Source organism: Halomonas sp. KM072, assembly GCF_050710315.1.
GTDB lineage: Bacteria > Pseudomonadota > Gammaproteobacteria > Pseudomonadales > Halomonadaceae > Vreelandella > Vreelandella hamiltonii.
The window spans coordinates 141,170-155,767 of record NZ_CP136132.1 but is presented as its reverse complement, the minus strand read 5'-3'; the positions used below and the strand labels follow the sequence as shown (position 1 = coordinate 155,767).

At 60.4% G+C, this 14,598-nt stretch carries 10 protein-coding genes; 5 read left to right on the top strand and 5 right to left on the bottom strand.

The genetic code is table 11. The features are described 5' to 3' along the window. The first annotated feature begins 35 nt into the window (after positions 1 to 35). The gene (gene fnr, locus RVM26_RS00735) at positions 36 to 788 is read left to right on the top strand and encodes an FNR family transcription factor (RefSeq protein ID WP_498940196.1); all 753 of its coding nucleotides are present in this window, start codon (positions 36 to 38) and stop codon (positions 786 to 788) included. Here the strand turns inward: fnr and ttcA are convergent. From ttcA to RVM26_RS00720, 3 genes are all read right to left on the bottom strand, one after another. Beyond that, complete coding sequence (gene ttcA / locus RVM26_RS00730) at positions 775 to 1,686, bottom strand: tRNA 2-thiocytidine(32) synthetase TtcA (protein WP_039181541.1); 912 nt, start codon at positions 1,684 to 1,686, stop codon at positions 775 to 777. The genes fnr and ttcA overlap by 14 nt on opposite strands. 115 nt (positions 1,687 to 1,801) lie before the next feature. Further along, positions 1,802 to 2,383 carry a 3'-5' exonuclease family protein gene (locus RVM26_RS00725; RefSeq protein ID WP_498940194.1) on the bottom strand — a complete coding sequence of 194 codons (582 nt, stop codon included), beginning with the start codon at positions 2,381 to 2,383 and terminating at the stop codon, positions 1,802 to 1,804. A 59-nt stretch (positions 2,384 to 2,442) separates the two neighbouring features. Beyond that, positions 2,443 to 4,278, bottom strand: a complete 1,836-nt coding sequence (locus RVM26_RS00720; RefSeq protein WP_287805068.1) for a DUF294 nucleotidyltransferase-like domain-containing protein — start codon at positions 4,276 to 4,278, stop codon at positions 2,443 to 2,445. A gap of 619 nt (positions 4,279 to 4,897) precedes the next feature. Between RVM26_RS00720 and RVM26_RS00715 the strand changes: the two genes are divergently transcribed. The 4 genes from RVM26_RS00715 to RVM26_RS00700 all read left to right on the top strand — a co-directional run bounded on the left by RVM26_RS00715 (position 4,898) and on the right by RVM26_RS00700 (position 11,618). Next, positions 4,898 to 5,158, top strand: coding sequence for a DUF4212 domain-containing protein (locus RVM26_RS00715; RefSeq protein ID WP_039181551.1), 261 nt, complete (start codon positions 4,898 to 4,900; stop codon positions 5,156 to 5,158). Positions 5,159 to 5,164: 6 nt separating this feature from the next. Beyond that, complete coding sequence (locus tag RVM26_RS00710) at positions 5,165 to 6,961, top strand: sodium:solute symporter family protein (protein WP_287805085.1); 1,797 nt, start codon at positions 5,165 to 5,167, stop codon at positions 6,959 to 6,961. A 97-nt stretch (positions 6,962 to 7,058) separates the two neighbouring features. Next, complete coding sequence (locus tag RVM26_RS00705; protein WP_096921454.1) at positions 7,059 to 7,586, top strand: hypothetical protein; 528 nt, start codon at positions 7,059 to 7,061, stop codon at positions 7,584 to 7,586. Between the two features lie 90 nt (positions 7,587 to 7,676). Next, complete coding sequence (locus tag RVM26_RS00700; RefSeq protein ID WP_498940192.1) at positions 7,677 to 11,618, top strand: hybrid sensor histidine kinase/response regulator; 3,942 nt, start codon at positions 7,677 to 7,679, stop codon at positions 11,616 to 11,618. 84 nt (positions 11,619 to 11,702) lie between these two features. Here the strand turns inward: RVM26_RS00700 and RVM26_RS00695 are convergent, their stop codons facing one another. Both RVM26_RS00695 and acs read right to left on the bottom strand, forming a co-directional pair. Then, a complete protein-coding gene (locus RVM26_RS00695) occupies positions 11,703 to 12,365 on the bottom strand; it encodes a LuxR C-terminal-related transcriptional regulator (protein WP_016916171.1) in 663 nt (220 codons plus the stop codon). A 270-nt stretch (positions 12,366 to 12,635) separates the two neighbouring features. Further along, the gene (acs, locus tag RVM26_RS00690) at positions 12,636 to 14,585 is read right to left on the bottom strand and encodes an acetate--CoA ligase (RefSeq protein ID WP_498940189.1); all 1,950 of its coding nucleotides are present in this window, start codon (positions 14,583 to 14,585) and stop codon (positions 12,636 to 12,638) included. Positions 14,586 to 14,598: the final 13 nt, after the last annotated feature.

Sequence of the window (14,598 nt, the reverse complement as noted above, 5' to 3'; positions counted from 1 at the left end):
TGACCCTATGATGGCTAATGAAAAGGGAGAACAACATGCCATATCCTGCCAGCCAACGACGTTCACTGCTGCAAGAGGCGCGCTGCCAGACCTGCAGCCTCAGCTCGCTGTGCCTACCGCTCGCCCTGGAGCTGGAGGATATGAGCCAGTTCGACGCCATCATCCGCCGCCGCGCACCGCTCAAGAAGGGCGAACCGCTGTTTCGCCAGGGCGATGCGTTCACCAGCGTCTATGCGGTACGTTCCGGCAGCCTGAAACAGGTGACCAGCGAAGGCAACGGCAACGATCAGTTGACCAACTTCTATCTGCCCAGCGAGCTGGTGGGGTTGGATGGTATCGATGAAGAGCAGTATCCCGGCAGCGTGATCGCCCTGGAAACCACCACGGTGTGCGAGATTCCTTTCGACCACCTGGACACCCTATCGGAAGAGCTGCCGGAACTGCGCGGCCAGCTTTACCGCAGCATGAGCAAGGAGCTGCGTGATGATCGGCGCATGATGCGCCTGCTATCGCGCAAAACCGCCGACCAGCGGCTGGCCAGCTTCCTGATTACCCTCTCTGACCGCTTCCGGCGACGCGGCTACTCGCCCTACAGCTTCCGGCTCTCCATGTCCCGCGCCGATATGGGGAACTACCTGGGCCTGGCCGTCGAAACCGTCAGCCGCATCCTGAGCCGCTTTCAGCAGCAGAACGTGGTGGCCGTCTCGGGTCGAGAGGTCAATATTCTCGACCTGCAACGGCTCATCACCCTGGCCGAAGAGGAAGAGCAGGCAATCAGCTCACGTTGAACGCCTGAATGCGCCCTTCCATCAACGCCGCCTGTTTGGCTTCCAGCCCGACGAAGTCGAACAGCGCCCGGTCGGCCAATTGGGAAGGCGCCACATTGGTGACGGCCTTGAACATGCTTTCCAAGCGACCCGGGTGCTTCTTGTCCCATTCGGCCAGCATGTCCTTGACGATCTGACGCTGCATGTTGGGCTGCGACCCGCACAGGTTGCAGGGAATGATCGGAAACTCCATCAGCCGTGAGAATTCGGCAATGTCCGCTTCCTTGCAGTAGGCCAGGGGGCGGATCACGATGTTCTTGCCGTCGTCGGACAGCAGCTTGGGCGGCATGGCCTTCAAGGTCCCGCCAAAGAACATGTTGAGAAACAGCGTCTCGAGGATGTCTTCCCGGTGGTGGCCCAGGGCAATCTTGTTGGCGCCGATCTCCTCGGCAAACCCGTAAAGTGACCCGCGACGCAGCCGCGAGCAGAGCGCGCAGGTGGTCTTGCCTTCCGGGGTTTTCTCCTTCACCACCGAATAGGTATCCCGCTCCAGAATGTGGTACTCCACACCCAGCTTATCAAGGTAACGGGGCAACACGTGCTCGGGAAAGCCCGGCTGTTTCTGGTCGAGATTGACCGCCACCAGGGAAAAATTGACCGGCGCATTGCGCTGCAGATTGCGCAGGATTTCCAGCATGGTGTAGCTGTCCTTGCCACCCGACAGGCATACCATGACCCGATCACCCTCATCGATCATGTTGTAATCGATGATGGCGTTGCCCACTTCACGACGAAGACGCTTCTGCAACTTGTTGAATTCGCGCTTCTGTTTGGCATCCTGAAGTTCAGGCTGCTGTTCAGACGCCGCATTGGTGGCACGCGTCGCCGAGGAGGGGTCGAAAAAGTCAGGTGATAACATGGTCGTTGTACTGCCGATGGGTGAAGGAGCAGCGGCTATTCTACAAGACTCGCAGGCGCGACCCAATACAAACCCATCGTCGGCCTCTGGCCACACCGAGCGGCAGCGCGTCGGCTCACACCGTGAAAAGGCGCTCACTCTGCAGGCGCTGATAGAGCAGCGCCGCCGCCGTGGCCTCGCTTTGCACCGAGGGCCAGGCCAGCGGCAAAGACCAGCATGACAGCGCTTCGTTGATGCTCGGGCCGACCTCTGCCTGGGGATGCAAGCGGCGTAGCTGACGAGCGTGCAGCCTGGCCAGATCGACTTGGGCATTGGGTAGCCCAAACCCCAGCGTGGCTTTGAACATCCGACCAAGCGGCGCCAGCAAGGTATCCAGCTGCCACCCCACCACTGGCCGATTGCCGATGAACTCCGCCAACGCTTCGACCCGGGCTCCCGAGTCAACTGACGAAGCAGGTGCGTCGTCTCGCTCCTGACGATGAGGCATGTATTCGCCTTTCATGGTCAGCGTGTCGCTCCAGGCATGGCTGGTCAACACCCGGCGCGGCGTCAATACGACAGCGGCCATGCGCAGCTCGCCCGGGCGAGCCTGGCTTTCACGGCACGCCAACGCCACCGCTTCTTCGCCCATATAGGGCTGAAACAGCCAGCCATACGGCGTATCCGCGAACCGCCGTCGATCGCTTTCACGCTGCACCAACGTTCTCAGTGAGCCGCTCAAGAGACCCACGTGCCTATCCAATAGCCGCATTCCACTCACGAATACTCCAGATGATAACGATGGGACAGCCGCTGCTTGAAGTCCTTGACGATGTGCAGCGCCTCGCGCAGCAGGTCGCGCTCCAGCGACGATAGTTCCTGAACCACGACTCGGTTGGTGCGCTTGCCGGTATCGGCATCGCGGGCGCCCGCGCTTTTCAGCTCCTGCAACTGCTGCTTAAGACGCAATTCGGTAAACAGCGCCAGCGCCTCACCCAGGTCGTCGGCAAAGCGGCGGTCCAGGCGGCCGTCGGCGGCCAGGGCGTCGAGCCGGTCCAGCGTAGAGGTCGCCTTGATGCGCCGCTCCAACGCCATGGTGCGCACCCCGTGAACAATCGGAAAAATGCCGCCTTTCTTGATATCGATGCCGTGCTGGGGCTTTTTCAGCGAGCCAAACAGCGTCAACGGCGTCGAGAAACGCAGCGCTGCGCGGGCGAAATAGGAGAGCAGCAGCTCATCATGGGAACAGCGCGCAAACAGCGCCTCACGCACACGGTCCAGCAGCGCGGGGTTGCCCGCGACGCCGTGAGCATCCAGCAAAATGGCCAGCTTCATCAGGCTGTCGCCATCCCGGGCCGACACCCACCTGGCGATGTTCGACTCCCACGTCGACACCGTGCCCACCCACTCAGGGTTACACACCATGATGTTGCCAGGGCACGGCGGGTAGCCCAGCTGCACCAGCGTCTCTGACAGGGTGTTCATGCACTCGGCCACGTCCGGCCACTGGCAGTCGTCGGCCAGAATCAACCCGTTGTCCTGGTCGGTCTTGAGAATCTGCTCGCCACGGCCCTCGCTGCCCATGACCATCAGGCAGCTTTGCGGGTGATACTGCTCGGGTACGGTCAAGGCCCACGCCTTGCTCATGATGCGGCCATTCAACGCGGCCAGCAGGTCCATGGCAAAACGCAGCTTGACGCCCTGGGCCATGAGCGCCTTGACCAGCTCGGGCGTGCGCTGACTGGCCGATGCCAGGGCAGGCAAGCTATCGGCTTGCTCCACTTGCAAGCTGACCACATAGCTACGGCTGGAGAAGAACCCCAGTACGTCCGTCAGCTCTACGACCCCTTGCACCCTGCCCTCCTCCATCACCACGACGCGTGATACCTGATGGCGGGTCATGGTGATCAAGGCTTCGAACAGATATTGCCCGGGGGCAACAGTGACGAGTGCAAGGTTGGCCAACGCAGCCACCGGGGTGTCCAATGAAGCGCTATCGAGGACCAGACCGTTGAGCAAATCCGTTTTGGTGACCATGCCTGGGCCGCGTTCGGTGGCCACCAGCAGGCTGTCGGCATGACTTTCATTCAACTGTCGGACGGCCTGTTGAATGGAAGCCTGGGCATCCATCATCAGCGGTTGACGCATGCACTCGCTGACGCGGGCCAGCATGAACCCCGCCATGGTGACTCCCCCATCGGCACGCTTCTCGGTCAGCAGGCGTGCCTTGTGAGACAGCGACTGCTTGAAAAACTGCTCGAACGCCGGGTAGTGTCGGCACAGCTGGCTGAACAGCGCCTTGGGCATGACATAACACAGACATTCGTCTTCAGCCTGAAAACGGTAGCGGCTCTTGCCATTCAAAATGCTGATCGCGCCGAACAGGTCGCCCGCCGTATAGTGACCGATACGCGCGCTGGCGGCAGGCAGCGTCGGATCCAGCTCGGCCACTTCGCCCTTGTGGATCAAGAACACCGAAACGCCCGGCTGACCCATTTCCAGAATGATTTCGTCACGCTCGAAAAACGCCAGGTCCATGCCCCGACGCACGTGATCTCGGCCATCCTCGTCCAGCAGGGTAAATGGCAGTTGAGACAGCTCTACTTCTACCATGTAGCAACCTCGATCAAGCGCCTTGTATCGCGCCACGCAATGGCTATTGTGATTATTGTTGACCTGTTACCCTCTTTGACCTGCTTTGCAACCTGCTACTTTACGCTATAACGCTAACGTCTTAACGACCTTGGTTTAGCGACTAAAGTCTCGCTTTTCCATTTCCTCTTTAACGCTGTTTGGTCACTTTTACCAAGGTAGCAAACATTGGTTTAGCCAGAGCCATAGACCATTGTCCTATCGTCATGCCTCACCCTGCGGAAAAGATCGCTTATTCCCTAAAAAACAGTAAGATATAAAACAAAATCCAGGCCATAAAAAGCCGCTCAAGGGGCGTGATACCAAAGTCTGGGATTTATTTTTTGCATTTATTGCCCAGTATTATTAGCGAGTCATACAGGATTAAAGCACACCACCCTAGCCATGTATCCAGAGCCGCTGACAACAACTCGAGAACACCTCAACGCTGACGGCTTAACAACAATAAGGTGACGTGCCTGGTAACGCCATTCAATGAGTCCACCACCGTCGGTATCTCTTGTCTGCGTTGCCCTGATGGATCACACGCTATCTTGAGTTCACTTTCCAACCCTAAAAATCACAACTGGAGAGCAACACAATGGCAGACGACAAGACCAATGCTGCTGAGTACTGGAAGGCCAACGTACGCCTGATCTTCGGGTGCATGATCGTCTGGGCCTTCGTCTCTTACGGATGCGCCATCCTGTTCCGCCCACTGCTGGCCAGCATTTCCGTTGGCGGTACGGACCTGGGTTTCTGGTTCGCTCAGCAAGGCTCCATTCTCACCTTTATCGGCCTGATCTTCTTCTATGCCTGGAGAATGAATCAGCTCGACAAGAAATTTGGCCTGGGGGAGTAAGCAAGCATGAGCCAATTTGCCATTAACCTTTTGTTCGTAGGCGCGTCGTTCGCGCTCTATATCGGCATTGCGATATGGGCACGGGCCGGGTCTACCAAAGACTTCTACGTGGCGGGGGGCGGTGTTCACCCCATTACCAACGGTATGGCCACGGCTGCCGACTGGATGTCTGCCGCGTCGTTCATCTCCATGGCGGGCCTGATTGCCTCGGGCGGCTACGCCAACTCCACCTTCCTGATGGGCTGGACAGGCGGCTTCGTTATTCTGGCGATGCTGCTGGCACCTTACCTGCGCAAGTTCGGCAAGTTTACCGTGCCGGACTTCATCGGTGAGCGCTTCTACAGCCGTACCGCCCGCGTGGTGGCGGTGGTGTGTCTGATCATCGCATCGGTGACCTACGTCATCGGCCAGATGACCGGTGCCGGGGTGGCGTTCTCTCGCTTCCTCGAAGTGCCCAGTACCTGGGGCATCTGGATCGCCGCTGCCATCGTGTTCTTGTACGCCGTATTTGGTGGCATGAAAGGCATTACCTACACCCAGGTGGCCCAGTACATCGTACTGATCGTGGCCTACACCATTCCTGCGGTATTCATCGCCATGCAGCTGACCGGCAATCCGATCCCGATGTTCGGCATGTTCAGCACCCACACCGAGTCGGGCGTTCCGTTGCTGCAAAAGCTGGATGACGTCGTCAACGCGCTGGGCTTCCGCGACTACACCGCAGATGTGGACAACAAGCTGAACATGGTGCTGTTCACCCTGTCGCTGATGATCGGTACGGCGGGCCTGCCCCACGTCATCATTCGCTTCTTCACGGTACCCAAGGTGGCTGACGCTCGCTGGTCTGCCGGCTGGGCGCTGGTGTTCATCGCTCTGCTTTACCTCACCGCACCTGCGGTGGCCTCCATGGCGCGCTTGAACCTGATGACCACCGTCTATCCCGAAATGACCGGGCAGGTAGAGGATTACGAAATGGCAGCGGCCGAGCCTCTGCTGTATGAAGACCGTCCCACCTGGTTCAGAACCTGGGAAGATACCGGCCTCATCACCTTCAATGACCTGAACAACGATGGCCGTATCCAGTTCTACAACGACGCCGACACAACATTCGCAGCCACCGCCGAATCGCGCGGCTGGGAAGGCAACGAGCTGAACGTCAACAATGACATTCTGGTACTGGCCAACCCGGAGATTGCCAACCTGCCCGGCTGGGTGGTCGGCCTGATCGCCGCGGGGGGTATCGCTGCCGCCCTGTCCACAGCTGCGGGCTTGCTGCTGGCGATCTCCTCGGCCATCAGTCATGACTTGATCAAGAACACCATCAACCCCAACATTTCCGAGAAAAACGAGATGCTGGCGGCACGGATCTCGATGGGGGGTGCCATTCTGCTGGCTACCTATCTGGGCTTGAACCCACCCGGGTTTGCGGCACAGACGGTCGCCCTGGCCTTCGGTATCGCGGCAGCCTCGCTGTTCCCCGTGCTGATGATGGGTATCTTCTCCACCCGCATGAACAGCGCTGGCGCAATCTGCGGCATGCTGGCGGGCCTCGTGGCTACCCTGCTGTACATCTTCACCTACCTGGGCTGGTTCTTCATCCCCGGTACCAACATGCTGCCGAACACGCCTGACAACTGGTTCATCGGCATTTCCCCGCTCTCCTTCGGTGCCGTCGGCGCGCTGATCAACTTTGCGGTCGCCTTCGCTGTCTCCAGCGTCACGGCAGCACCGCCCAAGGAGATTCAGGAGCTTGTCGAGAGCGTGCGTTACCCGAAAGGGGCTGGTGCCGCTGTCGATCACTAAGCCATAATCGTTCCTGGCTAGCCAACGGGCTAGCCCTGGAACCCATCACGCATCGGGCTTCCCATGGGAAGCCCGAGCTGTTTTAGGAAGCATCGTTATGATCTGGCACTTGATTGCCGCTGTCTTCGCCGCCCTGGCGGCGGCGGGTATTGCCCTGATACTGCGCCACCTGTCAGGACGCCGTCTGCCCAAATGGATCGTGCCGGTCTTTGCCGGACTCGGCATGCTGAGCTACCAGATTCACGTGGAGTACTCCTGGTTCGATCACAAGCAGCAGCAGTTGCCCGCCTCGGCGGTGGTCGTGGACAGCAGTACCGGCACCGAAGTATGGCGCCCCTGGACCTTCGTGTTTCCCATGACCACGCGCTTCAGCGTGCTCGACCGCGATAGCCTGCAGAGCACCCAGCACGAGGGCGCCCTGCTTGCCGAGTTCATGCTCTACCACTTCGAGCGCCACCATACGGACCTGGTGATTCCCCAGGCCTACCTATTGAACTGCAGCAGCCGTGAGCTGGTGCCGGTGGATATCGACACCCGTTCGCCGGACATCACCGGCATCCGCACGTTGCGCACCTCCTCCACGCTGCTCGAACAAGCCTGCGCCGAGCCTGCTCATTCATCTTGAGCACTGGCGCTGCAGGGCAATTCCCCTAGAATGGAGCCTCACCGAACGCACCGCCGCATGGGGCGCAGATAACAAGACAGGGAGAGAAGCATGTTTCACGGCGGGCTGCTGGTAGCCGTATCACTACTCTATATTGCCGTGCTGTTCGGCATTGCCTGGTACGGCGACCGCCGAGCGCGGACCCATGGCGCCAGCCGCCGCCGCCCCATCATCTACAGCCTGGCGCTGGCGATCTACTGTACGTCCTGGACGTTTTACGGCGCGGTGGGCCAGGCCGCCACGGCAGGCTGGTCGTTTGCCAGCATTTTCGTCGGGCCAATTCTGACGTTTCTGCTGTTCTGGCCGGTACTGGCCAAGATGATTCGCGTTGCCAAGCACCAGAACGTCACCTCCATCGCCGACTTCATTGCGTCGCGTTACGGCAAGACGCAGTCGCTGGCCGCCTTTGCCAGCCTGGTGGCGCTGATCGGTACGCTGCCCTATATCGCCCTGCAGCTAAAAGCCGTCTCGACCAGTTTCAGCGTGCTGACCGATGCACAGGACATCACTCACACCCCGCTGTTTGCCGATACGGCGTTTTATGTGGCTATCGTCATGGCGATCTTTGCCATCCTGTTTGGCACACGCCATACCGATGCCACCGAGCACCATGAGGGGCTGATTCACGCGGTCGCCTTCGAGTCACTGGTCAAACTGCTGGCCTTCCTGGTGCTGGGGGCCTTCGTCACCTGGGGCATGTTCGGCGGGCTGGGAGAGTTGATGGGCCATGCGGAAAGCCAGCTGGAGCTGCAGCGCCAGTTGGCCAACCAGGATTTCGGCCAGAGCTTCTGGGCACAAACGCTACTGGCCATGCTGGCCATCCTCTGCCTGCCACGTCAGTTCCACGTGGCGGTAGTCGAGAACATTCACCCGGACGACGCCAGCAAGTCGCGCTGGCTGTTCCCGCTATACCTGCTGGCCATTGCCTTCTTCGTGGTACCGCTGGCCGCCGCAGGGCTGATGCTGTTCTCGGAAAGCGGCGTCGAGCCCGACACTTACGTGCTGGCGCTCTCCATGGCTTCAGGCCAGCAGTGGCTGATCCTGCTGACCTTCATTGGCGGCTTTTCCGCAGCCACCGGCATGGTCATCGTGGCCGCGGTGGCGGTGTCCATCATGATCTCCAATGAAATCGTCATTCCGGCCCTGTTCCGGCTGCGCTGGTTCGACACCAAGGCCCGAGACTACGGACGGCTGGTGCTGCGCGCTCGCCGCCTGACCATCATCGCCGTGCTGGCCATGGCCTACGGTTTCTATCAGCTGATTGGTGAGTTCACCTCGCTGGCCTCCATCGGCATGCTCTCGTTTGCCGCGGCCGGGCAATTTGCGCCTGCCTTGATCGGCGGGCTGTACTGGAAGCGCGGTAACCGGCTGGGCGTCGTCATCGGCATGAATGCCGGCTTTGCCATCTGGGCCTACAGCCTGCTGATGCCGGCCATGATCAACGCCGGCGTGCTGCCCCAGGCATGGCTGTTCGGCGGGCCACTGGGCATCTCGTGGCTCTCGCCCACGGCCCTGTTCGGCCTCAACCTGGGCGACCCGTTCACCCACGGGGTAATGCTCTCGCTGGGGATCAATCTGTTCTGCTATATCTTCGTCTCGCAGATCACCTCCCAGCGCGTGGTCGAGCGCATTCAGGCGTCGCTGTTCGTCGATAGCGTCGAGACCCGCCAGACCTCGGTGAACCGCCCCTGGACGGGCGCGACCACGGTAGGCGACTTGAAGGTACTGTGTGAGCGCTTCCTCGGTGCAGGCCAGGTGGACCGCGCCTTCGAAGACTACGCCCGTCGCGTGGGCAAACCGCTGGACGATGGCGCCCGTGCCTCCATCGACGTCATCCAGTTCACCGAACGCTTCCTGGCATCGGTGCTGGGCGCCTCGTCGGCCCGTATTGTGGTGAACTCGGCGCTGCAGGGGCGCGGCATCGGCATTTCCGATGTGATCTCCATCGTCGATGAAGCCTCCCAGGTGCTGGAGTTCAACCGCGCTTTGCTGCAGGCCACCATCGAAAACATCAACCAAGGTATCAGTGTGGTCGACCAGAACCTGCGGCTGGTGGTCTGGAACCAGCGCTATTTAGAGCTATTCCGCTTCCCCGACCACATCATTCGCGTCGGCGCACCGATGGATCGCATCTTCCGTTACAACGCCCATAATGGCGAGTACGGCCCTGGCGACCCGGAAGAGCACGTGCAACTGCTGCTGGATAACATTCGCGATGGTCAACCCCACCGCTACGTGCGCTACCGCCAGGATGGCAGCGTGCTGGAAGTACAGGGCAACCCGATGCCCGGCGGCGGCTTTGTCTACACCTATCAGGATATTACCCAGCAAAAGCGTATCGAAGAGGCGCTGATTCGCTCTGAAAACAATATCCGTATCTACACCGATAACGTACCGGCGCTGATTGCCTACTTCGATAAGGAGAGCCGCTATCTGTTCACCAACCGCGCCTACGAGCAGGCCTTCAACATCGACCGCAACGCGGTGATTGGGCGGCGCTACGAAGACGTGCTGCCGGTCAAGCAGGCCGAAGAGCGGCTGCCCTGGGTACAGCGAACGCTGGCCGGTGAGCGTGTCAGCTTCGAAGTCTCCATGCGCGTCAATGACGCCATGCGCTACATGCTGGTGACCTATACGCCCCACTTTGGCGACAGCCAGTCGATTTTAGGCTTTTTTGCGCTGTATCAGGATATTACCGAACGCCGCCAGGCCGAGATTGCGCTCAAGGAGACCAATGAAACCCTGGAGGAGCGCGTCAGGGAGCGCACCCAGGCGCTTTCAGAGGCCAACGCCGCTCTGCGCCAGGAGAACCGGGTGCGCGCAGAAGCGGAGCAAGCGCTGCGCCAGGCCAAGCAGCTGGCCGAGGATGCCAACGCCTCTAAAACGCGCTTTTTGGCCGCCGCCAGCCACGATCTGCTACAGCCGCTGAACGCTGCGCGCCTGTTTACCTCGGCGCTGATGCAAAACGTCACCGCCAGCGATACCCAGCGCACCATTGGGCATATCGACAACTCGCTTCAGGCCGCCGAAGAGCTGCTGGGTACGCTGCTGGATATCTCCAAGCTGGATGCGGGCGCGCTGACCCCACGCCGCAGCCACTTCGCGCTAGCCGACATCTTCCGCCCGCTGCGGGCCGAGTTCGAAGTCATGGCCGACGACCGCGGTCTGGACCTGGACGTCGTTCCCACCCAGAAGTGGGTCGACTCTGACCCGCAAATGCTGCGCCGTATCGTGCAGAACTTCCTCTCCAACGCCATTCGCTACACTCAGGAAGGGCGCGTGCTGCTGGGCTGCCGCCGCCAGGGCGAACGGCTGCTGATCGAGGTATGGGATAGCGGCCCCGGCATTCCCGAGTCCAAGCTCACCGAGATTTTCCAGGAGTTTCGTCGTCTCGATCAGGTGTCGCGTCACAAGGAGAGCGAAAAAGGGCTGGGGCTGGGACTGTCCATCGCCGACCGCATGAGTCGCGTGCTGGACCACCCCATCAAGGTGCGCTCCTGGGAAGGCATCGGGACGGTCTTTTCGGTGAGCGTACCCATCGTGGCGGCCAAGGAGATTGCGCCGATAGAGCAAGAGGCTGGTCATCGCCGCAGTGGCAACAAGCTGGCGGGCACCCGCATCGTCTGTATCGACAATGAAACCCTGATTCTGGAGGGCATGACCGCCATGCTGAGCGGCTGGGGCTGCGAGGTCTTCACCGCCACCAGCATCGGAGGGGCCAAGTCGATTCTGCGCAACATGGATGGCGACCCGGATGCCATCCTGGCGGATTACCATCTGGATAACGAAGTCACCGGCCTGATGGCTCTGGAAGCCCTCAGCGAGCGCTTCGAGGGCGCCGTGCCGGGCATCGTGATCACCGCTGACCGCACCGAAACCGTGGCCGAGGAGATCAAGCGGGCGGGGTACCACATGCTCCTGAAGCCCGTGAAACCCGCCGCCCTGCGTGCTCTGCTGACACGCACCCTGCAGGCCAGTCGGGCCAAACCCTGACCCTGGCCCTGACAAGGCCACAGCTAACAAAACGCCGCGCCTGGAGAACTCCAGACGCGGCGTTTTGGTTGCCTACCGTCGCGATCAGGACTCGACTTTGGGCGGCTCCACTTCCAGCTTTTGCGCGGCGATGACCGCCTGGGTGCGCGAGTGAACGCCCAGCTTACGCAGAATTGCCGTGACGTGCGCCTTGATCGTGGCTTCCGAGACATTCAGCTCATAGGCAATCTGCTTGTTGAGCAGACCTTCGGTGAGCATGTTCAATACCCGGAACTGCTGGGGAGTCAGCGACGCAATCGCTTCGGCAAAACGCGACTCCTCTTCGCTGGTCTCTTCCAGTACGTTGGCCAGCGCTTCAGGCAACCATACTTCCCCCTGCAGAATTTCGCCCACGGCTTCGGCAATCAGCTGCAGCGAGGAGGATTTGGGGATAAACCCGGACGCCCCGTAGTCGATGGCACGCCGCACCACGTAAGGCTCATCGCTGCCGGACACCACGGCAACGGGAATATCGGGCATCTGCCCGCGCAGCTGAATCAACCCCGAAAAGCCGTGGGCTCCCGGCATGTGCAGATCCAGCAGGATCAAATCCGCATCGGGATGTCGGTTGACGACCTCCGTGGTGGCTTCCATGGTGTCGGCTTCGACGATCTCGGCCTGGGGGGCCAACTGGCGCAACGCCTGGGTAAGCGCTGCGCGAAACAGCGGATGGTCGTCAGCGACGATAAACTTATGGGCTACTGCCATGGATTTTCCTCCGGTTCCTCGAGCAGCGGGGTTGCCTGCCGCCGCGACGCTAGGCTCATACGGTTGAGGCATGGTACCCCATGGGCTTCATCATGCCCAAGCATCACATGCACAATTTGTCATTGGAACGTCATTCAAACAGAAACAGCGGTGCCGGCTCATGGCCGGCACCGCGACAGACTAACGCAATTTGCCCTGATTCAATAAATCCAGGCGTGACGCTGGTCATTGAAAACAGCCCCCACAAGACGATTCATGGGGGTGATTCCCTTACTGGTTGGCACGATGTTCGATCAGGTCATCGACCACCGACGGGTCTGCCAGCGTGCTGGTATCGCCCAGCCCATCACACTCGTTGGCCGCGATCTTGCGCAGGATGCGTCGCATGATCTTGCCCGAACGGGTCTTGGGCAGCCCCGGCGCCCACTGGATGACATCCGGCGACGCAATGGGGCCGATATCCTTACGCACCCACTGGGTCAGCTCTTTCTTTAGCTCGTCCGTGGGGTCGATACCGTCGTTCAGGGTCACGTAGATGTAGATGCCCTGGCCTTTGATATCGTGGGGGAAGCCCACTACAGCCGCTTCGGCCACGGCAGAGTGCGCCACCAGAGACGACTCGATCTCGGCGGTGCCCATGCGGTGGCCGGAGACGTTCAGCACGTCGTCCACCCGGCCGGTGATCCAGTAGTAGCCATCCTCATCACGACGGCAGCCGTCGCCCGTGAAGTACATGCCGTCGTAGGTAGAGAAATAGGTCTGAACGAAGCGCTCATGATCGCCCCAAATAGAGCGCGCTTGCCCCGGCCAGGAGTCGAGAATCACCAGGTTGCCCTCGGTGGCTCCTTCGAGTTGGTGGCCTTCGTTATCGACCAGGGCAGGTTTGACGCCAAAGAAAGGCGTGGTCGCCGAGCCTGGTTTCAGGTCGGTGGCCCCCGGCAGCGGCGCAATCATGATGCCGCCGGTTTCTGTCTGCCACCAAGTATCCACAATCGGGCACTTCTCGTTGCCGATGACGCGGTAGAACCACTCCCACGCTTCCGGGTTGATCGGCTCCCCCACCGACCCCAGTAAGCGCAGCGAATCACGCTTGCTGGAATCCATCACGTTGTCGCCATGAGCCATCAGCGCACGCACGGCGGTCGGTGCGGTGTAGAGGATATTGACCTGATGCTTATCGACGATTTCACCCATGCGACCGTGGGTCGGATAGCTCGGTACGCCCTCGAACATCAGCGTCGTAGCACCGTTGGCCAGCGGCCCGTACACGATATAGCTATGCCCGGTGACCCAGCCCACGTCGGCGGTACACCAGTAGATCTCGCCTTCCTGGTAGTCGAAAATATACTGATGGGTCATGGCGGCATAGGTCAGGTAGCCGCCAGTGGTATGCTTCAGCCCTTTCGGCGCGCCGGTAGAGCCTGAGGTATACAGAATGAACAGCGGATCCTCTGCGTTCATGGGTTCGGCCGGGCACTCGGTCGACTGCTGATCGACCAGCTCGTCGAACCACAGGTCACGGCCTGCCTGCCAGTCGATATCGCCCCCGGTGCGTTTGACGACCAGCACGTTCTTGCACACGTCGGTGCCATCACGGGTCAGCGCCGAGTCGACGTTCTCTTTCAGCGGCACATGCTTGCCACCGCGCACCGACTCATCGGCGGTGATCACCAGCTTGGAGTCCGCACCAATGACGCGCTGAGCCACGGCGTCCGGGGAGAAGCCACCAAAGACCACCGAGTGCACTGCGCCGATCCGCGCACAGGCCAGCATGGCCATGGCGGCTTCGGGAATCATCGGCATATACAGCGTGACCATATCACCTTTCTGAATGCCCAGCGATTTCAGGCCATTGGCCAGCTGGTTGGTACGCTCGTACAGCTCACGGTAGGTGATGTGTTTGGATTCGCTGGGATCATCGCCTTCCCAGATGATCGCCGTCTGGTCGCCACGCGTGGCCAGATGGCGGTCCAGGCAGTTGGCGCTGACGTTCAGCTCGCCATCTTCGAACCAGCGAATATCGACGTTGTCGCGGGCGAACGAGGTATTCTTGATCTTGCTGGGGGTCTTGATCCAGTCGAGACGCTTGGCTTGCTCGGCCCAGAAGCCTTCAGGGTCCTCCATGGACTGCTGATACATTGCCGCATATTTGTCTTTGTCGGCCCATGCCTTGGCTGCGATGCTATCGCGCACTGGATAGACGTTCTGATGCTCGCTCATGAAATTGCCTCTG

What these genes read in the sequence shown, in the direction of transcription:
- fnr (WP_498940196.1), top strand. Translation starts at nt 36, where the DNA reads ATGCCATATCCTGCCAGCCAACGACGTTCACTGCTGCAAGAGGCGCGC.
- ttcA (WP_039181541.1), bottom strand. Translation starts at nt 1,686, where the DNA reads ATGTTATCACCTGACTTTTTCGACCCCTCCTCGGCGACGCGTGCCACC.
- RVM26_RS00720 (WP_287805068.1), bottom strand. Translation starts at nt 4,278, where the DNA reads ATGGTAGAAGTAGAGCTGTCTCAACTGCCATTTACCCTGCTGGACGAG.
- RVM26_RS00715 (WP_039181551.1), top strand. Translation starts at nt 4,898, where the DNA reads ATGGCAGACGACAAGACCAATGCTGCTGAGTACTGGAAGGCCAACGTA.
- RVM26_RS00710 (WP_287805085.1), top strand. Translation starts at nt 5,165, where the DNA reads ATGAGCCAATTTGCCATTAACCTTTTGTTCGTAGGCGCGTCGTTCGCG.
- RVM26_RS00705 (WP_096921454.1), top strand. Translation starts at nt 7,059, where the DNA reads ATGATCTGGCACTTGATTGCCGCTGTCTTCGCCGCCCTGGCGGCGGCG.
- RVM26_RS00700 (WP_498940192.1), top strand. Translation starts at nt 7,677, where the DNA reads ATGTTTCACGGCGGGCTGCTGGTAGCCGTATCACTACTCTATATTGCC.
- RVM26_RS00695 (WP_016916171.1), bottom strand. Translation starts at nt 12,365, where the DNA reads ATGGCAGTAGCCCATAAGTTTATCGTCGCTGACGACCATCCGCTGTTT.
- acs (WP_498940189.1), bottom strand. Translation starts at nt 14,585, where the DNA reads ATGAGCGAGCATCAGAACGTCTATCCAGTGCGCGATAGCATCGCAGCC.